The following is a 25,872-nucleotide window of genomic DNA, read 5'->3' on the forward strand; positions in this document are numbered from 1 at the left end:
TAAATCGTGAAGGTGGTTGTTGGTTGCGAATGCGCGGGAAGCTTAATGCTTTGCGGGTGTTCGGACATCAGGCACCGTCGCGCCGGTGTCACACGAGGCGAGGTCCCCGAGCTTCGCCGGGCACAGGTTGATCAGAACGGAGGCATGCGTCTTGTGCGGTGCACGCAAATTCCAGGCTTTGAAATTCCGGGCTTTGACTTGGCGCAAGGATGCCCGATCATGACGCTGCGATCCTTCTCCAAGCGAAAGGTCAGACAGGGAGTAAGACGATGAGGATCTGGAAGACGGCAATTGCCTGCTCGTTGGCCGGCGTGGTCATGGCAGGCCAAATCGGGCAGGCCACGGCGGGTCCGATGCCGACCAACGTTGCGACGATGAAGGCTGCGGCCGGCGACGATGTCACGCAGGTGCATTGGCGCGGCGGCGGATGGGGATTTGCCCTTGGTGGTCTCGCTGCCGGCGCGATCATCGGCGGCGCCATCGCCAGCGGCGCGCCTTATGGCTACGGCTACGGCTATTATGGTCGCCCGTACTATGGCGGCTACGGATATCCGGGCTACGGCTATGGTTACGCTCCGGCATATTACGGCGGTTATGGCTACGCGCCGGCCTATGCCTATCCGCGATACTATGCCTATCCGCGATACTATCGTCCCTATCGTCCGTATTACAGCTATGGCTATTACCGGCCGTACCGTGCCTATCACCGACACTATTACCGCAGATGGTGAGCGCCGCGGCTAGAACGAGAGCCACACGATCAAGCTCATGCATGCCAGGTGCATGAGCACGATCGCGGCGAGATGCAATGGGCCGGGCTTGAGGCGAAGCCCACGCGCGTCGTTGCTTTTCGTCGCGCTCGTTCTAATCCTGCGCTGGTCAGCGCGGCACGTTTTGTTCGGAGAGAATAGAATCCGAGCCATCATTGGTCGATTTGACCGAGGCCTGTTCGGCAGACCCAGATCGTCGAAGCACGCAGGCTGGTCCTTCGCAAACGGAAACAATGTGTGATGGCCTGCCGCCAAGCGGACGGCAGTTTTCCAGGAACTTCAGGGAACAAAACGACGTTTGCAGCTCCGGGCAGTGGGCAACCGGGAGCGGTGCCGTGCGCGCGCAGCCGACTTTATTGCTTGGTCTCGTGACTTCATCCCTTGCCTTCATGTCCGTTGCAAAGGCCGAAAGCGGGCTCGCCTCCTATTACGGATACGGGAAGGCCGGCAGAGGCGGCGAGTTGACCTGCGCCCATCGCACGCGCCCGTTCGGCAGCGTGCTCAAGGTGTCCTATAGCGGGCGCACGATCCAATGCCGCGTCAACGATCGCGGTCCCTTCATCCGCGGGCGGATCGTCGATCTCTCGGTGCCGGCCGCCCGCGCGCTCGGCATGATGAGCGCGGGCGTGGTGAGGGTCTCGGTGGAATAGTCCTCTGTGCGCGCTATAGTGCCGCCCCAAAGCGAGGGGGCGCCATGGCCAGGATTAGGGTAGGGCTCGTCGGCTGCGGCTTCGTGTCGGAGCTGCACATGTATGCGTTCCGGCGCGTTTATGGAGTCGACGTCGAGGTCGCAGCGGTTGCGGCGCGTGGCGACCACGTCGTTGAATTCGCCGTTCGACACAACATCCCGCGCGTCTATCGCAGCTTCGCCGATCTGGTCGCGGACGCCGATCTCGACGTCATCGACATCTGCACGCCGCCCAATCTCCATGCCGGGATGATCGTCGGCGCGATGCAGGCCGGCAAGCATGTGATCTGCGAAAAGCCCTTCGCCGGCTATTTCGGCCACGAGGGCGACGAGCAACCCATCGGCAAGCACGTGCCGAAGGCGCTGATGTACGAGCGCGTGCTGGAAGAGATGGACGCGACGCGCGCCGCGATCGAGCGGACCGGAAAGCTCTTCATGTACGCCGAGGACTGGATCTACGCGCCGGCGGTGACCAAGACCGCGGAGATCATCAAGGCGACGAAAGACAAGATCCTGTTCATGAAGGGCGAGGAGAGCCATTCCGGCTCGCACGCCGCCCATGCCGCGCAATGGGCGATGACCGGCGGCGGCTCGCTGATCCGCATGGGCTGCCATCCGCTCTCGGCCGTGCTCTATCTCAAGCAGGTCGAAGCGAAGGCGCGCGGCGAGAGCATCCGCGTCGCCAGCGTCACCGGCGACGTCGGCAACGTCACCGCCGGCCTCAAACCCGAAGAGCGCGTCTACATCAAGGCCAATCCCGTCGACGTCGAGGACTGGGGCACTCTCACCGCGACCTTCTCCGACGGCACCAAGGCCACCGTGTTCTCCGGCGACATGATCATGGGCGGCGTGCGCAATCTGATCGAGACCTATACGAGCGGCGGCTCGCTGTTCGCCAACATCACCCCGAACACCCATCTGATGAGCTACCAGACCAGCGAGGACAAGCTCGCCGGCGTCTATATCACCGAGAAGGTCGACCGCAAGACCGGCTGGCAATATGTCTGCCTCGAGGAGGAATGGACGCGCGGGTACTTGCAGGAGATCCAGGACTTCATGGAATGCGTTGCGACCGGACGGCAGCCGCTGTCGGACCTCGCGCTCGCGTACGAGACGATCAAGGTGAACTACGCCGGCTATTGGGCGGCGGAGGAGGGGCGGCGGGTGGTGCTGTAAACACCGGCGGAGCGGCAATGTCACCTCGCCCCGCTTGCGGGGAGAGGTCGGAATTCAAGCGAAGCTTGGATTCCGGGTGAGGGGGACTGTCCGCGAGTCCGACTGTCACCGCCCCTGCGGAGACTCCCCCTCACCCCAACCCTCTCCCCGCAAGCGGGGCGAGGGAGCGCAGCACCGTCGTCGCGGCCTGCGCCTCACGCCCCGTAGGTCGAGCCCTTCGGCAGCGGGAACACCGGGTCCTGTGTCCTGATATTGGTCGGCCACACCACGGAGATGTGCTCGCCGGCATTCTGCATCACCACCGGTGTCGAGCGTTCGTTCTGGCCGGACAGCGGGGTGCCCGGCGGGAAGAATTTCACACCGTAGCCCTGGATGGTGCCGCCGGCGGGGATGTCGACGTCGAGCGCGGCCTTGCGGATGGCCTCGGGCTCGAAGCTGCCGTACTTCTCCTTGGCGACCGGCAGCACGTTGTTGAGCAGCACCCAGGTCTGGTTGAAGCCCATCGAGCAGTGTGGCGGCACGTCGGTCGCACCGGTCTTGGCCTTGTAGCGCGTGACCATGGCGTTGATCAGATCGCCAATGCCCGGCGCGAGCTTGGCGGAGTCGAGCAGTTGCGCCGGCACCGGGTCGATGTTGCAGAAATTGTCGATGTCGGCCCCGAAGGTGGCGCGCAGCTTGTCGAGCTGGCTATAGCCGGCGCCGGCCCCGAACAGCATCTTGAAACGCAGGCCGCTCTCGCGCGCCTGGCGCAGGAACAGGGTGATGTCAGGGTTGTAGCCGGCATGCGAGATCACGTCGGCCTTGGCGCGCTTGATCTTCGTGACGAGCACCGACAGGTCCGGCGCCGATGCCGAATAGCCCTCGCGCAGCACCACCGGGATGCCGGCCTGCTTGGCATAGGCTTCGTCGGCCGTGGCGACGCCGACGCCGTAGGGCCCATCCTCGTGGATCAACGCGACCTTGACCTCCTTCGGGTCCATGCCGAGCTTGGCTTTCGCATGCTCGTTGATGAAGCTTGCAAAGGCCTGCCCGTACTGATCCGAATGGATCTGCGCGCGAAACACGTATTGCAGGTTCTTGTCCTTGAACACGGCGGTCGAAACCGCGGTCGTGATCCAGAGGATCTTCTTCTGCTGCTCGACCTTGGCCGCGAGCGGCACCGCATGCGAGCTCGCATAGACGCCGTTGAGGATGTCGATCTTCTCCTGGCTGATCAGCCGTTCGGCCTCGTTGATCGCAACATCGGGCTTGCTCTGGGAATCCGCGGCGACCGGAGCAATCTTGGTCTTGCCGCCGATACCGCCTTTCTCGTTGACGAGATCGATCGCGATCTGCGCGCCGATCGACGAGGCGACCGAGCCGCCCGCGGCGAAGGGGCCGGTGAGGTCGTAGATCAGGCCGATGCGTAGCGTCTCGGCTTGCGCCTGGGCCCGTGTCCAATCGAGGCTGAGTGCGGCGGCGGCAGCCGCCGAGCTCTTCAGCAGCTGCCTGCGTGAAGTCGGCATCCTATCCTCCCTCAAAACCGTCTTATGATTGGTTGTTATTTTTTTGCGAAGTATGGGGAGCGGCGCGGCGGAAAGTCAACATGGCCCAAGGTCGATGGGCACCGCCACAACGCAGCTGCGAAAGACAACTAAACGGCCCACCGCTCCCCGGGAAGCGATGGACCCGACATCGGCGAGCCGACTACTGTGACAGCTTCACGAAGTTTGGAAACTTCATCTTGCCTTCGGCGATCCTCTCGGGCCAGACCACGACCTGCTTGGAGTCCTGCCACTGGAACACGAGGCCGGTGACGGTGCCGGGGCCGGATTTGATGCCGTGGGTGAACTCGTCGTTCTTGCCGTAGAACTGGATCCGGCCGATCGTGCCCTCGTAGTCGGTCTTCTCCAGTTCGGCGACCATTTTGTCGGGATCGGTCGAGCCAGCGCGCTTGATCGCGTCGGTGATGATGTAGACCTCGTCGTAGGCGGTGTAGCCTGTATAGGCCGGGGGGCTATCGAACTTGGCCTTGAAAGCGGCGGCGAACGGCCTTGTCTTCGGGGTCACGGCGACATCGGGTGTCGCCACCGCGAGCGACGGGATGCCGTCGGCGGCGCCATTGGTGTCCTTCCAGAAGGTCGGGCTCAACGCCTGCGCGCTGATGCCGAACATCGGGATCGGCACCTGCTGGTTCTTCCACTGCACCGTCGGCTGCACGCCGACATGCGAGATGCCTGTTACGATCACGTCGGGCTTCTTGCTCTCGATGTTGTTGAAGATCGGCGTGAAGTCGGTGGTATCAGGCGAGAAGCGGACGTGCTCGACGACCTTGAGACCCGCCTTGGGCAGGCAGGCCTCGTAGCCGACGTCGAGCGGCTTGGTCCAGGCCGCGTCCTCGCTCATGATCGCGACGGTCTTGAACTTGAGCTTATCGACGAGCAGGTCCTTGGCCGCGTCGCAGACGAGCTGGGCCTGCGCGGCCGAGGTCAGATAGCCATGGAATGTGTACTTGTTCTTCTCGTAGTCGTTGTGGATCGCCTTGGTGATCTCGTTCGAGGCGGCGCCGGGCGTGATCAGGGGCATCTTCAGCCGCGCGGCCCACGGCTCCAGCGCCAGCACGACCTCGCTGATGTAGCTTGCGATCACCGCGGACACCTTGTCCTCGCTCACCGCGCGCTGGAAGGCGCGCACGGAGTCTGCCGACGAGCTCTTGTTGTCATAGGTGACGATCTCGACCTTGCGGCCGAGGATGCCGCCCTTGGCATTGATCTCGTCGGCCGCGATCTGCGCGCCGCCTGGCGTCGCCGCGCCGGCGATCGACTGCACCTCGGCGATGACGCCGATCTTGATCGGACCGTTCGACTGCGCGTAGGCGGGTGCGGCGAAGCACAGCACCAGCGCGGAGGCGAGCAAGCTGCTGCCGAGAATTGATGGTCGCATGGTCGTTTCCCTTTCCATGTTCTTGTTGATGTTGACGCACTCAAAGAAAATCGGCGCCGGCCTCCGCCGCGAAGCGACCGGGATCTCCCTCCCAGACGATCCTTGCATGCTCCAGCACATAGACGCGGTCGGCATGTGGCAGCGCGAAGGTCACGTTCTGCTCGCCCAGCAGCACCGTGATAGCCGTGGTCTGCCGCAGCTTCGTCAGCGCCTTGGAGAGTAACTCGAGAATGACGGGGGCAAGGCCCAGCGTCGGCTCATCCAGGATCAGGATCTGCGGCTGCATCATCAGCGCGCGGCCAATGGCGAGCATTTGCTGCTCGCCGCCGGACAGAGTTTGCGCGAGCTGGCCCTGGCGCTCCTTCAGGATCGGGAACAGCTCGAACAGCCAGGCAAGCTGTGCGGCGCGCTTCTCGTCGGAGAGATGCTGGCCGCCGAGGTCGAGGTTTTCGCGAACGCTCATCTCGCCGAACAGCTCGCGCGATTCCGGACACTGAACGAGGCCGCTGCGCGCGATCTTCGCCGGGCTGGTCCCGCGCAGCTTCTCGCCACCGCGCACGATCTCGCCGCTATAAGGCAGGAAGCCTGAGATGGTGTTGAACAGCGTCGTCTTGCCGGCGCCGTTGAGGCCGACCACGGAAACGAACTCGCCCTCGTGGACGTGGATCGAGACGTTCTCCAGCGCCTGGGCTTTGCCGTAGAACACGCTGACATTCTCGACCTGGAGCAGCGGGACCTTGTCCTTGAAGCTGGTCTCGGGCCGCGCATGGGTCTCGATGGCGCCGCCGAGATAGACCCGGCGCACGGTCGCATTCTTCATGACCTCGTCAGCCCTGCCGGTGACGATCTCCTCGCCGAGATACATCGCGAGCACCCGATCGACGAGAGCGGCCACGCTCTTGACGTTGTGGTCGACCAGCATCACCGCGCGGCCCTCGTCGCGGAAGCTGCGGATCAGGTTGGAGAACATCTCGACCTCGGCGCGCGTCAGCCCGGCGAAGGGCTCGTCCACCAGCACGACCTTTGGATCACGCGCGATCGCCTTGGCGAGCTCGAGCCGGCGGAGGTCGGCGAAGGGCAACGTCGGCGGGCGGCGGTTCATCACATTGCCGAGCCCGACGCGCTCGGCGATCCATTCGGCGCGTTCGACCAGCGCCTTGTCCGGGAACAGCATGAACAGGCTGTCCGGCAGCAGCGCGACCAGGATGTTCTCCAGCACCGTTTGCCGGTTCAGCGGCCGCGAGTGCTGGAACACCATGCCAAAGCCCTTGCGCGCGATCTTATGCGCGGGCAGGCCGGCGACGTTCTCGCCCTCAAAGATCACCTCGCCCGATGTCGGGCGTTCGATTCCCATTACGGTCTTCATCGCCGTCGACTTGCCCGAGCCGTTCGGCCCGATCAGGCCGAAGATCTCGCCGCCATTGACCTCGAAGCCGAGGTTCTTCACCGCCGTCAGGCCACCAAATCGTTTGGTCAGGCCGCGGACTTCGAGCACGGCCCGGTTTGAAAGCCTCATATCCATCACGTGCGGGCCTCGCGCGAGAGGGCCGCTCCGAGGAAGCCGCCGGGAAAGAACAGCACGACGAGAAGCGCGACCGCCGAGACGATGAAGGTCGCGAGCTCACCGGTCGGCCTCAGGAATTCGCCGGCGACGATCAGGAAGATCGCGCCGAGTGCGGCGCCCAGCACCGTGCGGCGGCCGCCGAGCACGGCAGCGACGATCACGTTCACGCCGACCGCGACGTCGACGACGGTGCCGACCGAGGCGGTGCCGAAATAGAACACCAGCAGAGCACCCGACAGGCCCGAGAAGAACGCGCTGACGACGAAGGCGGCGAGCTTGTGCTTGACGATGTTGAAGCCGAGCGCGCCGGCCTGCACCGGATCCTGGCCGCTGGCCTGCAGCACGAGGCCGATCGGCGATTGCGACAGGCCGTAGAGGATGGCCGCGGAGATCGTCATGAAGCCGAGTGCGATCCAGTAGTTGGTGCCGGCATTGATGCTGATGACGTCGGGGATGGTGAGGCCGATCTCGCCGCCGGTGAGATCGGCAAACACCACGATGAAATTCTGCAGCATCAGCACCGCGACCAGGGTGGTCAGGCCGAAATAGGGCCCGCGCACGCGCAGCGCAGGCAGCGCCAGCAGGAGACCGGCGATGACCGAGGCGAGCGCGCCGAGCACGATGCAGGCATAAACCGACCAGCCCAACTGCGCATTCAGGATTCCGGCGGTGTAGGCGCCGACGCCGATCAGGAAGGTGGGCCCAAAGTTCACCTCGCCGGCAAAACCGAACAGAAGGTCCCAGGCCATCGCGAACACGCCGAAATAGAAGGCGACGGTGAGCAGGCCGAGCACATAGCCGGAGACGTAGAGCGGCAAGGTTGCCGCGATGACGACGAGCGCGAGCGAGATGAAGAACAGGCGCGAGGTGAAGAAGGTGGACATCTCAGCGTCTCCCCAGCAGGCCCTGGGGCCGGATGTACATCACGAACACGAGCAGCAGCAGTGCCGGGATGGTGCGGTAGGCGGGCGAGACCAGATAGGCCGTCAGAGTCTCGAGATAGCCGACCACGAAGGCCGCAATCAGCGAGCCGGAGACGCTCCCGAGGCCGCCGAGCACGACGATCGAGAATGCGCTCGCGGTCAGCGGTCCGACGCTGTAGGAGCTGACACCCAGGAACATTCCGAGCAGTACACCGGCGATGCCGGCCAAGATGCCGTAGATCGCCCAGACCACGATGTAGATGTTGGTAAGCTCGAGCCCGAGCAGGGTGACGCCGCGCGGGTTCATGGAAGCCGCCAGCACCGCCTTGCCGGTGCGGGTGCGGTTCACCAATAGCCATAGCAGCGCAATCACGAGACAGCACACGATTGCCGTGAAAATCTCGTTTCGTGGCGTGCGGACGCCGAGGATCTCGACCACGCCCTCGACGATCGGCAGCACAGTCTTGGCGTTGTTGGTGAAGAAGTAGGCGATCAGCTCCTGGATCATGATGCCCCAGAGCAGCGTGCCGGTGAGGACGAAGATCTCCTTCTCCTCATTGGGGATGCGCCGCGAATCCTGGATCGGCTTCACGACCGCGAAATACGTGGCAAATGCAGTGAGAAGCGCGACAGCGACGCCGATCAGCGCGCCGGCATAGGTGCCGACACCAAGCATGCTGGCTGCAGCCCAGGCCGCGACCGCTGCTGCTACCATGATGGCACCGTGGGAGAGGTTGAGTACGCCGGAGACGCCGAAGATCAGGGTGAAACCGGTGGCGCCGAGAGCGTAGAGAGCGCTGATGGCAAAGCCATCGATCAGAATCTGGAATGCTCGCATTGCTGATTTGCCGGGCAATCTGGCTGCCGCTTGAAGGAAAGGTGCTGCGTGAACCGCATGCAGAAAGCCGTCCGTGCAAGGCCCGGATGCGGTCCGATCAGTTCGCGGGTAGGCTGGATGATGTTCGGGAGACCGACGTCAGTTCTGACGACGTCCTTCGCGCCGATCAGGGCGGTGTTGAGCGAATTCGCAACGCAACAGAGAGTCTTTTCTTCATGTTGTTTCTCTCCTTGAACAAGCTTCTCGTGAGCTATTGGAGCGCGACTATACCGGCGACCGCAGTCTCGGCAAGTGAAACTGCGTTCAGGATTGCGCGAGGCGGATTGAGTCTGGCGCGGCGCAAATAGAGAGAGCAGCGCAGTCATGCAGATTTCGGCGGCTCCCATGCATGTACGTCAGCGCGCGCAGCAGAGACGGATCGAGCGGGATCGAATGGTGAGAGGTCGTGTCGTACACGATGCTTGGGCGTTGGCCATAGACAGCGGGCAGGCTTATCCATGCGCCGCGAAGCCGCCGGCCTTGCCCGAGGCGGCCGCCGCCACCTCGGTCCGTTACACCACGATGACGTCGATGCCGCGGCGGAGAAGGAACCACGCGATACAGGCCCCGATCACGCCGGCGCAGATCACAACGGTCTCTGCCCTGACGATCCTTTTTGCATCGAAAGAACTGTCGAAGAATTCGGCGCCGGCGTGGCACGCCGGCGCCGTGTGGTCGACATTGGTCGCCTCGCTCAACCCGGGCCCGCGCCTTGCGTCGCCGTGTACACTGCATAGAGTGATTGGCTGGCGGCCATGAAAAGACGATTGCGTTTCGGACCGCCGAAGCAGACGTTGCCGCAGACTTCCGGCAGGCGGATGCGGCCGAGCAGCTTGCCTTCGGGCGACCACACGGTCACGCCGCTGTAGCCGACGGAGCGGCCGGCATTGCTGGAGGCCCAGAGGTTGCCGTTGACGTCGCAGCGCAGGCCATCCGGTCCGCACTTCACACCGTCGATCACGCAATCGCTGAACTTCTTCAGGTTCGACAGCTTGTTGTCGCTGCCGACGTCGAACACGAAGATCTCGCCCTTGCCGCCGGGCCCGGTGTCGCCCGGTCCCTTGCCGGTCGAGGCGATGTAGAGCTTCTTGTAGTCGGGCGAGAAGCAGAGCCCGTTCGGGTCGGGCACCTGGTCCTCGGTGACGACGAGGTCGGTGCGGCCGGAGGGATCGATGCGATAGCAATTGGTCGGCAGCTCGCGCTTGCCCGGCACGAAGCCGGCCGGCTGACCGATCCGCGGATTGAGCTTGCCGCCCGCATTGCTCGGGCCGCCCGCGACGTCGGGCTCGCCCTCGTAGAGCTGGCCGCCATAGGGCGGATCGGTGAACCAGTAGCTGCCATCGGGATGCGCCGCGATGTCGTTCGGCGAGTTCAGCTTCTTGCCCTGATAGGAGTCGGCCAGCACCGTGGCGGTGCCGTCATGCTCGTAGCGCGTGACCCGGCGCGTCAGGTGCTCGCAGGAGAGCTGGCGGCCCTGGAAGTCGAACGAGTTGCCGTTGGAATTGTTGGAGGGCGAGCGGAATACGCTGACGCGGCCGTCGTCCTCGCTCCAGCGCATCTGCCGGTTGTTGGGAATGTCGCTCCACAAGAGATAGCGGCCCTGCGCGCTCCACGCCGGGCCTTCGGCCCAGAGCAGTCCGGTGTACAGACGCTTGATCGCGGTGTTGGGCTGCGCGAGATCGTTGAAGGAGGGATCGACCGCGATGATGTCGGGGTCCCAGAAATAAGTCGTCGGCGCGCCGCCCGGGCCGAAATCGCGCGGCGGGCTTGTGATGGTGGTCGGCGGTGCGGCGGGCCCGGTCTGGGCCAGCGCGGGGCCGGCTCCGATCGCGGTCGCAGCGGCGCCCAGCGTAAGTCCCCGGACAAGCGTTCGTCGTGAAAGCGCAGCGTGCTGGTCACGCTGCTCGTGGTCACGAGCCTCCTGGCGTGTCATCGCGTTCTCCCGATCATGTTCACTGGCCGGTTGATCCGGCCGAGCGGTCGAAGGTTAGTCCGGTCCGGTGTCGGTTGCGAGAGGTGGAATCGAAACCACGACGCGATGGCGGGTCGCAATTTCGTCACCTTCGAGTGCGTTTTGGATGAGAGGCTGACGGGATAAAACCGGAGCTCATTGTGCAGATTGTCGTCCTGGTCTTCATCCTCGCGATCGCATTTGCGGCCGGCTATTTCGCGCGCGACTACGTCTCCCGCAAAAGGCGTGCGGAGGCACGCCGCTGGCGCGAATACGCCGCCGAACCAGATTGGCTCCATGCGAACGCGCCGGCCAATACCAACGAGCTTGCGAAAGCCGGCACCGCTGCACCCGTGCCGACCGGCGAGCTCGGCCAGATGCTGGACCGCTGGGAGAGCAGGGCCCGTGCCCGCCGCACCGGCGCGGGATAGCCGCCTCGGGCCATGTGGGCCTGCTAGGTCAAACATGCTGACCATCTTTTGGCGTTGCAGTTACAGCCGTTTTTCGTCTAGAAACGGGCCGTACTGAGCCTTCCGGCAACGAACCTTCAACGGTTTTGGCCGAGGATTTGTGGCTCAAAAGGGTCCGGCAATGCTGATTCGCGGCCAAATCGAGGGGATTTCGGGGGAGACGGCTCGGGCCGCCGCCACGATCCCGGCCGCGTTGCTGCCCACCCTCCTTATTGGCGGCCTCCTTCTTACTTGCCCCTGAGGGCCGGCTGGGCGCCACGCGCCTGGGCGCTCAGGGGTTGGTCGAGATCACCGGACACCTCAAGCGCCAAGGGACAAATCGGTCTGAACGGCGCAAACGCTCAAAAGGAAATTTCGTAATGGCCACCCAGAACAAGTCCGACAAGGACCGCGTCATCATTTTCGACACCACGCTGCGCGACGGCGAGCAGTGCCCCGGTGCCACCATGACCTTCGAGGAGAAGCTCGAGGTTGCGGAGCTGCTGGACGATATGGGCGTCGACGTCATCGAGGCCGGCTTCCCGATCACCTCCGAAGGCGACTTCCAGGCCGTCAGCGAGATCGCCCGCCGCTCCAAGAACGCGGTCATCGCCGGCCTCTCGCGCGCGCATCCGGCCGACATCGACCGCTGCGCCGAGGCGGTGAAATTCGCCAAGCGCGGCCGCGTCCACACCGTGATCGCGACCTCGCCGCTGCATATGCGGGTGAAGTTGAACAAGACCCCGGAGCAGGTGATCGAGACCTCGGTCGCCATGGTCGCGCGCGCCCGCAACCAGATCGACGACGTCGAATGGTCGGCGGAAGACGGCACCCGCAGCGAGATGGACTTTTTGTGCCGCATCGTCGAGGCCGTCATCAAGGCCGGCGCCACCACGGTGAACATTCCCGACACCGTCGGCTACACGGTGCCGGAGGAATACACCCACTTCATGAAGACGCTGATCGAGCGCGTACCGAACTCGGACAAGGCGGTGTTCTCCGTGCACTGCCACAACGATCTCGGCATGGCGGTCGCGAACTCGCTGGCCGGCATCGTCGGCGGCGCGCGCCAGGTCGAGTGCACCATCAACGGCATCGGCGAGCGCGCCGGCAACGCCGCGCTCGAAGAGATCGTGATGGCGATCAACGTGCGCAACGACAAATTCCCCTACTGGAACAAGATCGACACCACGCAGCTGACTCGCGCCTCGAAGCTGGTATCGGCGGCGACCTCGTTTCCCGTCCAGTACAACAAGGCCATCGTCGGCCGGAATGCCTTCGCGCATGAGAGCGGCATCCACCAGGACGGCGTGCTGAAGGACGCCTCCACCTACGAGATCATGCGGCCGGAGATGGTCGGCCTGAAGCAGTCCTCGCTGGTGCTCGGCAAGCACTCCGGCCGTCATGCCTTCGTGCACAAGCTGGAGGAGATGGGCTACAAGCTCGGCCCCAACCAGCTGGAAGATGCGTTCACGCGGATGAAGGCGCTGGCCGACCGCAAGAAGGACATCTACGACGAGGATATCGAGGCGCTGGTCGACGAGGAGATGGCGGCCTCGCACGACCGCATCAAGCTGACCTCGCTGACGGTGATCGCCGGCACCCATGGTCCGCAGCGCGCGACCATGAAGCTCGACGTCGACGGCCAGATCAGGATCGAGGAGGCCGAGGGCAACGGTCCCGTCGACGCGGTGTTCAACTGCATCAAGCGCCTGGTGCCGCACGAGGCGAAGCTGGAGCTGTATCAGGTGCATGCGGTGACCGAAGGCACCGACGCGCAGGCCGAGGTGTCGGTGCGGCTGTCGCAGGAGGGACGTTCGATGACCGCGCGCGCTGCGGATCCGGATACGCTGGTGGCTTCGGCCAAGGCCTATCTCGGCGCGCTTAACAAGATCGTCATGAAGCGTCAGCGCGACACGGTGACGACGGCGGCGGCGAGCTGACGCCGTTGGCTTCGCCTCTCCCGCTTGCGGGAGAGGCCGACGCGCGAAGCGTGGTGGGTGAGGGTTCTTTCCCCACGGGGAATGTCCCGTTGCCGAAACACCCTCTCCCCAACCTCTCCCGCAAGCGGAAGAGGGAGTGTGGGCGTGCGTGCGGTATTCACCATGAATGCCTGCCCTGCTAAGGGCCAATAGCGGCGTAAGCCGGCGGCCTGTATTGATACAGCCGGCATGAAGAAAGGCCGCTCGGCATGCCGGGCGGCCCAAATAACACCAGGGAGAGATTATGCGCACCTTCGCGATCGCCGCGTCCATCGCGGCATTGGCACTTGGCCTGACCGGGCCGGCACTGGCCCAATCACCCATCGTCATCAAGTTCAGCCACGTCGTCGCCACCGACACGCCGAAGGGCAAGGGGGCTGAGAAGTTCAAGGAGCTCGCCGAGAAATACACCGGCGGCAAGGTCAAGGTCGAGGTCTACCCGAATTCGACGCTGTACAAGGACAAGGAAGAGCTCGAGGCGCTCCAGCTCGGCAGCGTGCAGATGCTGGCTCCGTCCAACTCCAAGTTCGGGCCGCTCGGCATTCGCGAGTTCGAGGTGTTCGATCTGCCCTACATCCTGCCTGACCTGAAGACGCTGCGGAAGGTGACGGAAGGCCCGCTCGGCACGAAGCTGCTCAAGCTGCTGGATGCCAAGGGCATCACCGGCCTTGCCTATTGGGACAACGGCTTCAAGCAGATGAGCGCCAACAAGAAGCTGATCACGCCCGCCGACTATCAGGGCGTCAAATTCCGCATCCAGTCCTCGCGCGTGATCCAGGCCCAGTTCAAGGCGCTCGGCTCGTTGCCGCAGGTGATGGCGTTCTCGGAAGTCTACCAGGCGCTCCAGACCGGCGTCGTCGACGGCCAGGAGAACACCTGGTCGAACATCTATACCCAGAAGATGCACGAGGTGCAGAAGTACATCACCGAGACCAACCACGGCTACATCGGCTACGTCGTGATCGTGAACAAGAAGTTCTGGGACGATCTGCCGGCCGACATCCGCGACCAGCTTTCCAAGGCGATGAAGGAGGCGACCGCCTTCAGCAACACGCAGTCGCAGAAGGAGAACGACGACGCGCTCGCCGAGATCAAGAAGAGCGGCAAGAGCGAGATCATCAAGCTCACGCCGGAGCAGGACGAGGCGATGCGCAAGGCGATGGAGCCGGTCTACAAGGACGCCGCGACCCGCGTCGGCCAGTCGCTGATCGACGAGTTCCAGAAGGAAGCGAAGAGCACGACGAACTGATCCTGACGGACGATGAATGATGAAAAGGCTTCCGTGCGGTCCGCACGGAAGCCTTTTTGTTGCGAATGATTTCCGATCGCGGCTGGAGGTAAAATCGGCCGTTACATCTTCGTAACAACGCGCTCCCTGTCCAAGTTGTAAGTTGCGCGTCAGCCGCGCCGCGCTCATCCTCGGGCATCCTTCCAGAGGAGGTTCGTATGAGGAAATTCACCATCGCAGCCATCGCCGTGCTCAGCATCGCCGGCTCGGGCGCGGTCTATGCCCAATATCATCGCCCGTGGATGGAGCACGTCCGCCACATGCGCATGAACCCCGAGGACCGCGCCGCCTTCGTCGACGCGCGGATCGCTGCCGTCCATGCCGGGCTGAAGCTCAACGCCGATCAGGAGAAGCTGTGGCCGCCGGTCGAGACCGCCGTGCGGGAGTTCGCCAAGCTGCGCATCGATCGCGCCAACGCGCGGATGAATGCCGGGCCGGGCGATGCCGACAGGCCCGAGGATCCGATCGCCCGCCTGCGCCAGCGCGCCGAGGACATGGGCGCCAGCTCCGCCGCCCTGAAGAAGATCGCCGATGCCGCCGATCCGCTCTACAAGACCCTGGACGAGGGCCAGAAGCGGCGCCTCGCGGTGCTGACCCGCCACCGCGGCCCGTTCGGCGGCGGCGAGGATGGGCCGCGGCACCGCCATTTCATGGAGCGCATGGAGCGGGGCATGGACCGCATGATGGAACGCGGCATGGACCACTTCCACCATGACCGTTTCGACCGCGACGGCGGTCCGGACCGGGACCGCGAGGGCCGGCTCTGAGCGGATCGGGTTTCCGGCCATTAACCCTGGTGAAGCCGCTGGAATCCAGCGGCTTTTCGCTTTTTACGTCCCGCGGAAGAGGCTTCGGCAAACCCTTGGAAAACCTTCACCGGATCGCTTGCCAGACCCGGATCGCTTTGCTAAACGACCGGCCTCGCAAGGCTTTAGCCGCCTTTCGGGCGCATAGCTCAGTTGGTAGAGCAGCTGACTCTTAATCAGCGGGTCCCAGGTTCGAGCCCTGGTGCGCCCACCACCCTCAAGGGATTGGCCCGCAAGGGCTTTTTTTAATTCCTCGGCAGAACAGAACGGGTCTCGTGCGACGCTTTTGATGGTCGTACGCCGTGCGACGAGTCGGACAATTTGGGCGCGTGCCACCAGGCACAGCGATCGTCAATGGCGGGCCTTTGCGGTGACCGTCATCGCATCCGAAAAATCCGCGGAATCTTTAGTTGGCTGCCGCGAGCAAGTCTATGAATGTTTGAACGATACGGTGCATCGCGAAAGCGGTGTGTGCTGGGTTCTACCGCACCAGGGATGGCAATGCTTTTGCGGCACGCTTCTTTTTGTTAGTGCGGAGCTCGCGAGCCACTTTCGAAGAAGGCGCCACGTCAAGAAGAGTTTTTGTGGTGGCTCGTATGTGTCGAACCAGAATCTTGCAGGCCTTGTCGGCGCTCCTCGACTGCGGCACGATACAATTGCACGTGCTCCTTATCTACTTCGCCACGCATCTTCGAGTAGTTGGGCGATAGAAGTCGGTACCTTGCTGCGCGCTCAAACAGCATGCCCCCCAGGCGGAGCAGCCACAGGGATCCGCAGGGTTCGAACAAGGCTCCGTGATAATCAGCATGAAGGCTATGTCGCCTCTGATCGTTTCGGTGCGTTTCCTTCTCTCCAGAAGCGCCGTGAGCGCATCGCTCACTTTCTTCTTCCAGGTGTCGTCGCCACGCGCAATGGCTCGGCGCAAAGCGAGACTCTCCAGATCGATGCGCGTCTGGGTCAGGTCGATCAGATCGTCCGCCGAAATAGATGCGACGCGATAGCCACGGTGGTCCTCCCAGTCCAACAGGCCTTCCGCAGCTAGCCGCGCGAGCGCTTCACGCACGGCGCTCAAGGATACGTTGTATTGGGCGGCAAGTTCAACACGTTTCGCTCTTCTGAAAATCACGTCGTCGGCAATCAGCAGATCCAAAGCTGCCCGGGTCAACCGTCCCAGCTTTGCTACCTGAACTTGACCGCAGCGGGTTTGGCGCTAACGCCGGTCAAGGACACAAGCGGAAATCAAATTGCGAACTGGCTCGCGGGCGGCGATAGCACATATGCTGGCACCTCTCTCGGGTCGCAATTTGTGAACGGCGGGCCTTACGCATTGCTGGCGGAACGATGCCGAGAATGATTAACAGCGTTCTCATTCGTACGGGGCTGATTCCGACGAGGGCGAGGCAGGCCGCACCAAAGCCCATGCGCAAGACCAAGAATTCAAAGAGCATTTCGCCAATCCTGATCCGTAAAGCCTCGGTCCGTTCCTATGCCCGAACAACGGCGGGATATCGCCGAGCATGTTTATGGATGTTGCAGAGATTACCTGAACGTTGCCGGCGCGCGGCGGGAATGCATCAATCGGTGATGAAGCCGATATCACCGCGACGGGCTCCTGTTGATCCTGTTCGGCCATAAAGGCGATTGATGTTGCCGATGAGAGTGGCTTGCGGGTCGCCCGGCCCGACAAAGCCGTCGTCCGGCCGCGACAGTTCTCTCGGACTCACGGCGCGAACGAGGTAAGGCGTCACGAGGACGACGAGTTCGGTCTGGTTGTTGACGAAGTCCTGACTCCTGAAGAGCGCACCCAACAGCGGCACCTGCATCAGCCCGGGCATTCCATTCACGGCTCGCTTTGTCTGGTCTTGAATCAGGCCGGCGATTGCCATGGACCCGCCCGACGGGATCTCGAGCGTGCTCTCGGCTCGCCGCGTCTTGATGGATGGAACCGTCAGAGAGTTGGTCGTGTTGTCGCTCACCGCCTGGGACAAGGTGATCGAATTCTCGTTCGAGAGGTCCGACACCTCGGTCATCAAGTGCAAGCTGATGCGGCCTTCCGCCAGCACAACCGGCGTGAAGCTCAACGACATTCCGAACTTCTTGAAGTTGATTTGGGTCGTGCACACATGGGTTGTGGGGTCGCAAGAATACCCGGCGGGAACAGGAAACTCCCCACCGGAAACAAAGGTGGCGGCCTCTCCCGATATCGCCGTCAGCGTAGGTTCCGCCAACGTGCGTACGATACCCGCCTTCTCCATTGCCCTCAACGTGGCCGTCGTTCCACCGGCTGACAGAGCCACGCTGTTGCCATCGACAAGATTCTTGCCGTAAGCTGTGAATGGATTCGAGTTCGTCAGGCTCACAACCGATGTGCCTGAGCTGAGGCTCGTGCTGAGATCCACGCCAAGCTGCTTTACGATCTCGCGTGAAATCTCGGCGACCGTCACCTTCAACATGACCTGGTCGCGGCCCCGAACCGCGATCGAGTTGACGACCTTGTCGGCCGCTCCCGTGAGGCGTGCAGCAATATCGTTGGCCTGCTGGGCTTCGAGGGGTGTGGCGACGGTGCCGGTCAGGATTACGCCATCGCCGACTCCGTCGATCTGGATTTTGGCGGTGGGAAGCGCCTGCTTCAATGCGGCACGAACACCGTTCAGGTCGCGCTTGACGGCGATGTCGTAGGCGACGATCGACTGGCCGACAGTATCAAAGAACACGACGTTGGTTTGCCCAACAGCGGCGCCGATGATGTAGGCGCGCTGTGTCGATCGCAGCACCACGTTTGCTATCTTGGGATCCGCGACCAGCACGTCCTTTACATCACGTGGAAGGTCGATGACGATCGATTTACCTATGCCGAGGGACACAAACCGCGCATCGAACTGGCCGATCGGGTCTCCTTGTCTTGCGGATCTGCGGTCCGATGCGTCCGCTCCCGACGAGGGTCCAAAGGCAACAACTGCCAGAACGAGGAGAACTGGAAGCCGGTGCCTGGAAGCACGCAACGATGGTCTGATGTCGCCCTGCATAACGATTATCCTTGACATCTCGTTCTCGGAGGGCATCACGGGTTCCTCGCAGGAGCACGTGACGACTACGCGGATTGAACGCTGCAGGTCAGGCGGTCAGGCGCCTCCAACTCAATTGAAACAAAATTGAAATCAGCGACATACGAGGAAAAAGAACGCTAACGTTCCCCTCGCGGCAGGCATCGAACCGATGGCTCGTAATGCCAGCGTGGCTTTGCTTGACGCATCCGCTTCCGCACCAATACGCAACATAGCCAGGCTTCGCCTATTGCCATGGTTTTCGAAGGAGAGGGGCCACCTCTGCTTCAATCGTGGCTACGGCCCGCATTGGAAAGCAGCAGGCGGACGCGAAGACCCCTCGGTTCGTTGTCGAGCAGCAGCAGCCTTCCGTCATGCGCGGTCACGATCGCCTGCGTGATCGAGAGGCCGAGGCCAAATCCCGCCGTTTCGTCCATGGTGCGGGCTTCCTCTCCTCGCACGAAGGGTTCCAGCATCGCCGCCTTCCTCTCATCGGGTATTCCAGGGCCGTCGTCGACGACGTCGATGACGATCTGGTTGCCGGAGATCAGGAGCTCGACGCCGACTTCGGTTCCGAAGCGCGTGGCGTTTTCGACCAGGTTTGTGACCGCGCGGATGATCTCGTCCGGCCGGACGATGAACGCGGCTCTGTCCGGACCGAGATAGTGCACCGCGTAGCCGCTATCGGAGAACTGGTCGCAAACCATCTGGAGCAGCGCGGCAACGTCGACCAGTGTCGGTCTGGCAGCGCTTTCACTGCGCAGCAGCGAGAGCACCGACTCCAGCATCGACTGCATCTGATCGAGGTCGCGTACGGTCTGGGTACGCTGTGCTGGATCCTCGATGTACTCCGAGCGCAGCCGCAGGCGCGTGATCGGGGTGCGCAGGTCGTGGCTGATGGCGGCCAACATTCGAGTTCTATCGTTCATCAGTGCGGTAACGCGTTCGCGCATCCGGTTGAGTGCTCTCGCCGCGGATCGGATTTCCTCCGGGCCGTTTTCAGGCAACGGCTCGGACGAGCGATTCAAGCTGAAGTCCTCCGCCGCGCGCGCGAAGGCCGACAGGGGTGAACTGAGCGCGCGGCCGGCCCAGATGCCGAGCAGCGTCACGCTTGCCACCAGGAACAGGAGCGTGCTCGTCCAGAGGCCGCTCACGAAGTCAGGCATCTTGAATGTCCCGATCGTCGCCTCGAGCACGTCGCCGTTTGCCAGATAGAACCAGAGGCGATTGTCTTCCGGTGTGGAACCGCGAATGAGATCGACCGGGCCTCCGATAGTCGAGGGGGTGGCCATGCGCGTCCGCTCCGGCAATGGAGCGGTGGAGGCGGAAACATCCCTTCTCAACTGCAGCTTCAGCGCCGGAAAGGTCCGGCTGGCGTTTTCGAGAACGACATCTCGCTCTCCCTGCGGCGTATTGACGATGATCCTCGCAATCAGCTCGAACTGCTTCAGGGGGCTGTCCGTCAGAACGTTCGGCCGGCTGAGCAGAAAGTATCCGGCAACCAGAAAATGGATCAGGATCAGTGATCCCAGAACCAAGGCCGCGATCTGGCCGCTGATACGCCTGAAGCTGAACAGCGCGACGATGTCGGCGGCGCGTCTCATGCTTCCTCCACCACCGGCGTGAAGATGTAGCCGCCGGTGCGGACGGTCTTGATCACGGACGTGTCCTGGGTGCGATCGAGCTTGCGGCGCAACCGGCTGACCAGCACGTCGATGCTGCGGCCGAAGCTGCCTCCGGGCCGGCCGCGCGTCATGCTCAGGAGATTGTCGCGGGTGAGGATGCGTCCGGCTCGTTCGCAGAAAGCCTGCAGCAGATCGAACTCGGCGCTGGTCAGCGGCACTTGCGCGCCCTCGGGATCGCGCAACTCCCGCAAACGAAGATCGATGATCCAGCCCAGGAATTTCAGGCGTGTCGCCGCGCCGGCGGCGGCACGGCCGCTCGCCTGTCGGCGCAGCACAGCGTTGATCCTGGCGAGAAGCTCGCGCGGGTTGAACGGCTTCGGCAGATAGTCGTCGGCGCCCATCTCGAGACCGAGGATCCGGTCGAGATCCTCGCCCTTCGCGGTGAGGATGATGATCGGCGTCATGGATTCCATGCGCACGCGGCGGCAGAGGCTCAGACCGTCCTCGCCCGGCAGCATCAGGTCGAGCACGATCAGGTCCACCCGGTTTTGCGAGAGATGCCGGTCCATCTCCCTGCCGTTCGTGACCAGGTGGACCTCGAACGAATGCTCGCGCAGATAGCGCGCGATGAGGTCGCGGGTCTGTCGGTCGTCCTCGACGATCAGGATGTTCTGGGTGCCGTTGGTCATGTTTGAGATCGCATCGGGGCTGCCGATCGTTGATCGATTTGCGGACGATTGTCTCGCCCGAAGAACTACGGTCATGTCTGCAATCCTACGGTCAGTCACGGCTCAACGCCACCACGGGGTCCAGGAAGGCGGCGCGGCGGGCGGGGAAGAAACCGAAGGCCACCCCGATCCCGGTCGAGGTCAGGAATGCCGCGCCGATCGAGAACAGCGAATAGCTGACTTGGAATCCGGGCATCGCCATGTTGACCAGCGTCCCGAGCAGGATCGCGACGAGGATGCCGGCGATGCCGCCGATGGACGAGATCAAGGTCGCCTCCACCAGGAACTGCTGGAGGATGTCGCTGCGTCTGGCGCCGACCGCCATGCGCACGCCGATCTCGTTGATTCGCTCGGAGACGGACACCAGCATGATGTTCATCACGCCGATGCCGCCGACGACCAGCGAGATCACCGCGATCGCCGCCACGAGGAACGCCAGGGTCTGCGTCGTGCTGGTGATGGTGCGGCGGATGTCGTCGGTATTGAGGATGACGAAATCCTTGACGTTGTGCCGCTGCGTCAGCAGCGTGGTGACCGCGTCCTGGGCCAGCGTGGTCGAAATCTCGTCGCTGATCCGGAGCAGGATGCTGCGAAGCGAGCGGTCGCCCGTGAACTGCGCCTGTACCGTGGTGTAGGGAAGATAGACCGAAAGGTTCTGGTTCGAGCCGAAGCCGCCCTGCTGCTGGGCGATGACGCCGACGATGCGGCAGGGCACCTTGCCGAGCCAGATGACGCGGCCGATCCCCGAGGTCTGGTCGTCGGCGAAGAAGGTCTTGCGGGTGTTGTCGTCGATGACGGCTTGCCGTTCGATGTTGCGCACCGCGTCGGAGTCGAACAGGCGGCCTTTCGCCAGCTTGGCGCCCTTGACCTGGAAATAGCTCTCGCCGACACCGTTGACCAGCACGTTCGATTCGTTGCCGCGGTAGCGCACCGTCGTGCTGGTCGAGACCGTCGGTGTGACCCCGGCAATGAAGCTCTGCTGGCCGAGCGCGCGGGCATCGCCGAGCACGAGCGTCTTGATCTTGCCGGCGCGCGCGTCGCCAAAGTCCTTGCCCGGAAACACCTCGATCGTGTTGGTGCCGAGACTCGAAATGTCCGACAGCACCTTGCGCTGTGAGGCGTTGCCGAGCGCAACAACGGAGGACACTGCCGCGATGCCGATGATGATTCCGAGCATGGTCAGGAAGGCGCGCAGCCGGTGCGCGGCCATCGCCACCAGCGCCATCCGCGTGGCTTCCCGCAGGCGCCGCAGCGCGCGGGGCCAGCCGGGGCCGCTATCCCAAGGGGCCCGAGCCGCCGCGACAGGCGGTGCCGATGCGCCTGCGGTCTCGGTGCGGCGATCGGAAACGATCCTGCCGTCGCGCAGCTCGATGATGCGCTCGGCCCGCGCGGCGACGTCGGCATCGTGGGTAACGATGATGATCGTCCGTCCCTCGCCGTGCAGCTCCTTCAGGATCTTCAGGACCTCCTCGCCGCTGCGCCGGTCGAGCGCGCCGGTCGGCTCGTCCGCCAGGATGACTTCGGCGCCGTTGATCAGTGCCCGTGCGATCGAGACGCGCTGCTGCTGGCCGCCCGACAGCTGGTTCGGGCGGTGGCCGCGCCGGTCGTCCACACCAAGCCTTGCGAGCAGCTGCTCTGCGCGCGTGCGGCGCTCCCGCGCCTTCATCCCGGCATAGATCGCCGGGATCTCGACGTTCTCGGCGGCGGAGAGGTCGCCGAGCAAATGATAGCGCTGGAAGATGAAGCCGAAATGCTCGCGCCGCAGCGCCGCCAGCTCGTCTGCGTCGAGTTCGGAGGCGTTCTTGCCGGCGACACGATATGTGCCGGAGGTCGGGCGATCGAGGCAGCCAAGAATGTTGAGCAGCGTCGATTTGCCGGATCCGGACGAGCCGATGATCGCCACCATCTCGCCGGGCTGGATACTCAGCGACAGATCGTCGAGCGCAACCACGCGCGTGTCACCGGCCGCAAATTCCCGCCTGACGTTCTCGAGGGCGATGATCGGATCGGCCATCTCAGGGACCTCCCGGCGGGCCGCCGGGCATGCTGGGCGATGCGGTCTGCTCGCTGGCTTCTCCGGTGACGACCCGGTCGCCCTCGTCGAGGCCGGACCTGATCTCGACCGTGGTGCGGTCATTGAGGCCGGTCTTGACCTCGCGCTCGCGCACGTCACCCGACGCATCGAGGGTGCGGACGGTGCTGCGGCCGTCGGATTTTCGCATCAGCGCGAGCGCGGGGATGACCTTCACGCGCTTGGCCTCACCGGTAATGATGTGCACCTCGGCGGTCATGTAGGTCCGCAGCGAAAGATCCCTGTTGGGGACGTTGAAGACGCCGATGTAGTAGATGGCGGTGCTGGTGGAGCTCGACGAACTCGAACTCGTGCTCGAGCTCGAGGTGGTGGTCGAAGAGAAGCTGGCGTCGCTCTTGATCGATTCGGGCGCCGGCTCGATCTGCTCCAGCCTGGCCTCGTAGCGATGGTCCTGGTCGCCGAGGATGGTGAAATACAGCGCCTGGCCCGGCCTGACCTTGACGATGTCGGCCTCGGAAATCTCCGCCCGCACCGTCATGGTTTCGAGCTGGCCGAGCACGACGATGGTCGGAGCGGACTGCACCGCGTTGACCGTCTGTCCCTCCTGCACCACGGTGGCGAGCACCGTGCCGTCGATGGGCGCGGTGATCCTGGTGTAGTCGAGGTTGACCCGCGCCGTCTCGACGCTGGCTTCGGCTCCCACGATCAGAGCTTCGAGCGCGGCAATCTGGGCGCGGGTCTGCCGCACCGTCGAATCCGCGCTGTCGAAATCGCTGCGCGAGGTGGCACGCTGCGCCAGTGTCGCCTGCTGTCGCGCGAGGTTGGCTTCCGCCAGCACCAACGCGGCTTCCTTCTCGAGTTTCTGAGCGCGGTAGTTCTTGAGCGAAGCTTCCGAACTGCGCAGATCGTTCTGCTTGGTGACGGGGTCGATCTGGGCGATGACGTCGCCGGCCTTGACCGTGTCGCCGACGCGGACATTGAGGGCGGTGATCCGGCCCGACACCTGCGCGCCGACGGCAGTCAGGCGTGCCGGCTTGAGCGTGCCGCTGGCGAGCACCTCCTCGCGCAGATCGTTGACGGTGACCGGCGCAGTGATATAGGACTGTGCCTTGCTCGACGTCCCCGGAGAGCGCATGGCGGCCACCACCCCGGTTGCCACGACGGCAACCACCGCGGCGGCAATCTTCACGCGCTTGGCGGTGATGATATCAGTCACTTCGCCGTCTCCCGGAAGTGTGGTCCTGTATTGGTGTCCACGATGATCGGCGTCGACGTATCGACCGGATCGAACCAGCCGCCACCGAGCGCCTTCGCGAGCGAAATGTAATCCTTGGCCGCGGACACCTTGCTCTGGATCAGCGAATCCTCAGCCGAGTAGAGCGAGCGTTCGGCGTCCAGCACGTCGATGAAGCTGGCGCTGCCGGTCTCGAACAGCGATCGCGACAGCCGGGCGGCCTCCCGGTAGTTCTTTGCTGCCTCGGCCAGCTTGACCCCGCGGACGCGCTCCTGCGAAATCGACACCAGCGCGTTCTCGACGTCTTCAAGGGCGGTGAGCAGGGTCGAATGGAACGTCGCGAACGCCTGGTCGCGTTGCGCCTCGGCGATCTTGACGGTCGCCAGGCGCTTGCCCGCGTCGAACACCGGCACCGTGACCGAGGGGCCCACCGACCAGCTCACGTTGGAATATTTTGCGAGATCGCCGGCGCGCAGCGCAGAGGTGCCGACCGAGCCGGTCAGCGACACCGCAGGATAGCGGTCGGCCTCGGCCGCGCCGATCTTGGCGGTGGCCTGGGCGAGCTTGCGCTCGGCGCTGGCGACGTCGGGGCGACTCATGAGGAGATCGGCCGGCAGGCCCGTCGGCAGCGGCATGCGCGGTGCAGGCACGGGCGCGGACCGTGCCATCAGCGAAGCGACGCCGTCGGGCGGTCGCCCGAGCAGGATGCCGAGCCGGTGAATGCCGGCCGCAAGCGCCGCCTGATAGGTCGGAACGTTCGCCTCCGTGCTCGCCGCTTGTGCAGTCGCCTTGGCGAGATCGACGGCGTTGCCGCTGCCGGCTTCGTATTTGCTGCGGGTGAGCTTTTCGGTGTCGCGCATCGAGACCGATGTTCGCTGCGCCAGCGCGATCCGCGCCTGGTAGCCGCGCGCCTCCACGTAATAGGCGGCAACGTCGCCGATCAGCGTGACGAGGCTGTCGCGCAGATCCTCCTCTGCCGATTGCTGCCCACGCACCGCTGCCTCGATGCTCCGTTGCGTGCCGCCGAACAAGTCGAGCTCCCAGCTCGAATCGAAACTCGCCTGGTGCAGCTTGTAGGGTGCTGTGTCGACGACGGCCGAGGCGGAGCCCGCGCTGGTCTTGTTGTTGGTCACCGAGGCCGAGCCGCTGACGGAGGGAAACAGGCCGGCGCCGGTCTGTTGCACCGTTGCGCGCGCCTCGCGCACGACCGCCTTGGCCTTGGCGACATCGGGGTTGGCATCGACCGCCTGTTCGATCAGCCGGTTGAGCAGGGGGTCGCGCAGCCGCTGCCACCAGCGATCCAGCGTGCCGGCTTGTCGCCGGGACGTGGGTCGCGCGCTCCAATGCGACGGCATGTCCAGCCCGGGCGGCCCCGCATAATCGGGCCCGACGGCGCAGCCAACCAATGTAGCACCCAGCATCAGCGCGACGCAGGCCGATCCGGCGCGCGACAGGCCGGCGCGCAGTGGGGGCGGCGTCGGGTGATGGTTCTCCTCTGTGGATGGCGTGAGAACTGCGGCGAACAAGTGTGACGGCATCAAATCGGTTGAGATCCATGGGCCTTGCCGCGGGACGTGCGGTGCCCATGGCCTTCGGAAGGGTACGACGAACAGGGCCCACTAGCCGCGCGATCGTGGCCTTTCGGCAGCCGGAATATTGCTGGATGTAAACAGATGTTGCGGGGCATCTCGGGCCCCGCCGCACGGTGCCTGCCAGGCCGGACGTCGACCCTGTTTTGCCGCTGCGTCAAGCCCTCGTTGCGAAAATATTCTACTTTACCGAAATTCGGATTTGTCGTATGTGTCACTCATCC

At 63.8% G+C, this 25,872-nt stretch carries 22 protein-coding genes and 1 tRNA gene; 9 read left to right on the forward strand and 14 right to left on the reverse strand.

The features are described from left to right. Positions 1–269 precede the first annotated feature (269 nt). From IVB23_RS31820 to IVB23_RS31830, 3 genes are all read left to right on the forward strand, one after another. Positions 270–731, forward strand: coding sequence for a hypothetical protein (locus IVB23_RS31820; protein WP_197967837.1), 462 nt, complete (start codon positions 270–272; stop codon positions 729–731). A 374-nt stretch (positions 732–1,105) separates the two neighbouring features. After that, positions 1,106–1,420, forward strand: a complete 315-nt coding sequence (locus tag IVB23_RS31825; RefSeq protein WP_061879275.1) for a septal ring lytic transglycosylase RlpA family protein — start codon at positions 1,106–1,108, stop codon at positions 1,418–1,420. Positions 1,421–1,464: 44 nt separating this feature from the next. Beyond that, complete coding sequence (locus IVB23_RS31830) at positions 1,465–2,634, forward strand: Gfo/Idh/MocA family oxidoreductase (RefSeq protein WP_247801198.1); 1,170 nt, start codon at positions 1,465–1,467, stop codon at positions 2,632–2,634. Positions 2,635–2,828: 194 nt separating this feature from the next. Here the strand turns inward: IVB23_RS31830 and IVB23_RS31835 are convergent, their stop codons facing one another. The 5 genes from IVB23_RS31835 to IVB23_RS31855 form a co-directional block, all read right to left on the reverse strand. After that, a complete protein-coding gene (locus tag IVB23_RS31835) occupies positions 2,829–4,139 on the reverse strand; it encodes an ABC transporter substrate-binding protein (protein ID WP_247801199.1) in 1,311 nt (436 codons plus the stop codon). 181 nt (positions 4,140–4,320) lie between these two features. Continuing rightward, positions 4,321–5,556, reverse strand: a complete 1,236-nt coding sequence (locus IVB23_RS31840; protein ID WP_247801200.1) for an ABC transporter substrate-binding protein — start codon at positions 5,554–5,556, stop codon at positions 4,321–4,323. Positions 5,557–5,596: 40 nt separating this feature from the next. Then, positions 5,597–7,078, reverse strand: a complete 1,482-nt coding sequence (locus tag IVB23_RS31845; protein ID WP_247801201.1) for an ATP-binding cassette domain-containing protein — start codon at positions 7,076–7,078, stop codon at positions 5,597–5,599. Beyond that, positions 7,078–8,004, reverse strand: a complete 927-nt coding sequence (locus tag IVB23_RS31850) for a branched-chain amino acid ABC transporter permease (RefSeq protein WP_247801202.1) — start codon at positions 8,002–8,004, stop codon at positions 7,078–7,080. The genes IVB23_RS31845 and IVB23_RS31850 overlap by 1 nt, the downstream gene beginning before the upstream one ends. A 1-nt stretch (position 8,005) precedes the next feature. Further along, positions 8,006–8,881, reverse strand: coding sequence for a branched-chain amino acid ABC transporter permease (locus tag IVB23_RS31855; protein ID WP_061879272.1), 876 nt, complete (start codon positions 8,879–8,881; stop codon positions 8,006–8,008). Here IVB23_RS31855 and IVB23_RS31860 point away from each other — a divergent pair. Continuing rightward, positions 8,872–9,228, forward strand: coding sequence for a hypothetical protein (locus tag IVB23_RS31860; RefSeq protein ID WP_197967831.1), 357 nt, complete (start codon positions 8,872–8,874; stop codon positions 9,226–9,228). The two genes, IVB23_RS31855 and IVB23_RS31860, sit on opposite strands and share 10 nt — an antisense overlap. Positions 9,229–9,432: 204 nt before the next feature. On the opposite strand, the gene IVB23_RS31865 is transcribed toward IVB23_RS31860, so the two are convergent. Further along, a complete protein-coding gene (locus IVB23_RS31865; protein ID WP_247801203.1) occupies positions 9,433–9,618 on the reverse strand; it encodes a hypothetical protein in 186 nt (61 codons plus the stop codon). Further along, positions 9,615–10,853 (reverse strand): SMP-30/gluconolactonase/LRE family protein, encoded by a 1,239-nt coding sequence (locus tag IVB23_RS31870; RefSeq protein WP_247801204.1) that lies wholly within the window; start codon positions 10,851–10,853, stop codon positions 9,615–9,617. Before IVB23_RS31870 ends, IVB23_RS31865 begins: the two co-directional genes overlap by 4 nt. Before the next feature lie 176 nt (positions 10,854–11,029). Here IVB23_RS31870 and IVB23_RS31875 point away from each other — a divergent pair, with 176 nt between their 5' ends. The 5 genes from IVB23_RS31875 to IVB23_RS31895 all read left to right on the forward strand — a co-directional run bounded on the left by IVB23_RS31875 (position 11,030) and on the right by IVB23_RS31895 (position 15,610). Then, positions 11,030–11,302 (forward strand): hypothetical protein, encoded by a 273-nt coding sequence (locus IVB23_RS31875; RefSeq protein ID WP_061879269.1) that lies wholly within the window; start codon positions 11,030–11,032, stop codon positions 11,300–11,302. A gap of 398 nt (positions 11,303–11,700) precedes the next feature. Beyond that, positions 11,701–13,263: a 2-isopropylmalate synthase gene (locus tag IVB23_RS31880; RefSeq protein WP_061879268.1), complete on the forward strand. Its 1,563-nt coding sequence runs from the start codon at positions 11,701–11,703 to the stop codon at positions 13,261–13,263. Positions 13,264–13,546: 283 nt separating this feature from the next. After that, on the forward strand, positions 13,547–14,551 hold the full coding sequence (locus tag IVB23_RS31885; protein ID WP_197967830.1) for a TRAP transporter substrate-binding protein: 1,005 nt from the start codon (positions 13,547–13,549) through the stop codon (positions 14,549–14,551). Positions 14,552–14,748: 197 nt separating this feature from the next. After that, positions 14,749–15,357 carry a Spy/CpxP family protein refolding chaperone gene (locus IVB23_RS31890; protein WP_061879266.1) on the forward strand — a complete coding sequence of 203 codons (609 nt, stop codon included), beginning with the start codon at positions 14,749–14,751 and terminating at the stop codon, positions 15,355–15,357. Between the two features lie 177 nt (positions 15,358–15,534). After that, a tRNA-Lys gene (locus IVB23_RS31895) sits at positions 15,535–15,610 on the forward strand. Positions 15,611–16,069: 459 nt separating this feature from the next. Here IVB23_RS31895 and IVB23_RS31900 read toward each other — a convergent pair. From IVB23_RS31900 to IVB23_RS31930, 7 genes are all read right to left on the reverse strand, one after another. Beyond that, positions 16,070–16,546, reverse strand: coding sequence for a GntR family transcriptional regulator (locus IVB23_RS31900; protein WP_247801205.1), 477 nt, complete (start codon positions 16,544–16,546; stop codon positions 16,070–16,072). A gap of 424 nt (positions 16,547–16,970) precedes the next feature. Then, complete coding sequence (locus IVB23_RS31905) at positions 16,971–18,422, reverse strand: type II and III secretion system protein family protein (RefSeq protein ID WP_247801206.1); 1,452 nt, start codon at positions 18,420–18,422, stop codon at positions 16,971–16,973. A 305-nt stretch (positions 18,423–18,727) separates the two neighbouring features. Continuing rightward, the gene (locus tag IVB23_RS31910; protein ID WP_247801207.1) at positions 18,728–20,044 is read right to left on the reverse strand and encodes an ATP-binding protein; all 1,317 of its coding nucleotides are present in this window, start codon (positions 20,042–20,044) and stop codon (positions 18,728–18,730) included. Beyond that, positions 20,041–20,754: a response regulator gene (locus IVB23_RS31915; protein WP_197964572.1), complete on the reverse strand. Its 714-nt coding sequence runs from the start codon at positions 20,752–20,754 to the stop codon at positions 20,041–20,043. The genes IVB23_RS31910 and IVB23_RS31915 overlap by 4 nt, the downstream gene beginning before the upstream one ends. 91 nt (positions 20,755–20,845) lie before the next feature. Next, positions 20,846–22,807 (reverse strand): MacB family efflux pump subunit, encoded by a 1,962-nt coding sequence (locus IVB23_RS31920; protein ID WP_247801208.1) that lies wholly within the window; start codon positions 22,805–22,807, stop codon positions 20,846–20,848. Between the two features lies 1 nt (position 22,808). Further along, positions 22,809–24,041: an efflux RND transporter periplasmic adaptor subunit gene (locus IVB23_RS31925; protein ID WP_247801209.1), complete on the reverse strand. Its 1,233-nt coding sequence runs from the start codon at positions 24,039–24,041 to the stop codon at positions 22,809–22,811. Next, positions 24,038–25,585 (reverse strand): efflux transporter outer membrane subunit, encoded by a 1,548-nt coding sequence (locus tag IVB23_RS31930; protein ID WP_346659126.1) that lies wholly within the window; start codon positions 25,583–25,585, stop codon positions 24,038–24,040. Before IVB23_RS31930 ends, IVB23_RS31925 begins: the two co-directional genes overlap by 4 nt. Positions 25,586–25,872: the final 287 nt, after the last annotated feature.

This window comes from Bradyrhizobium sp. 191 (assembly GCF_023100985.1).
GTDB lineage: Bacteria > Pseudomonadota > Alphaproteobacteria > Rhizobiales > Xanthobacteraceae > Bradyrhizobium > Bradyrhizobium diversitatis.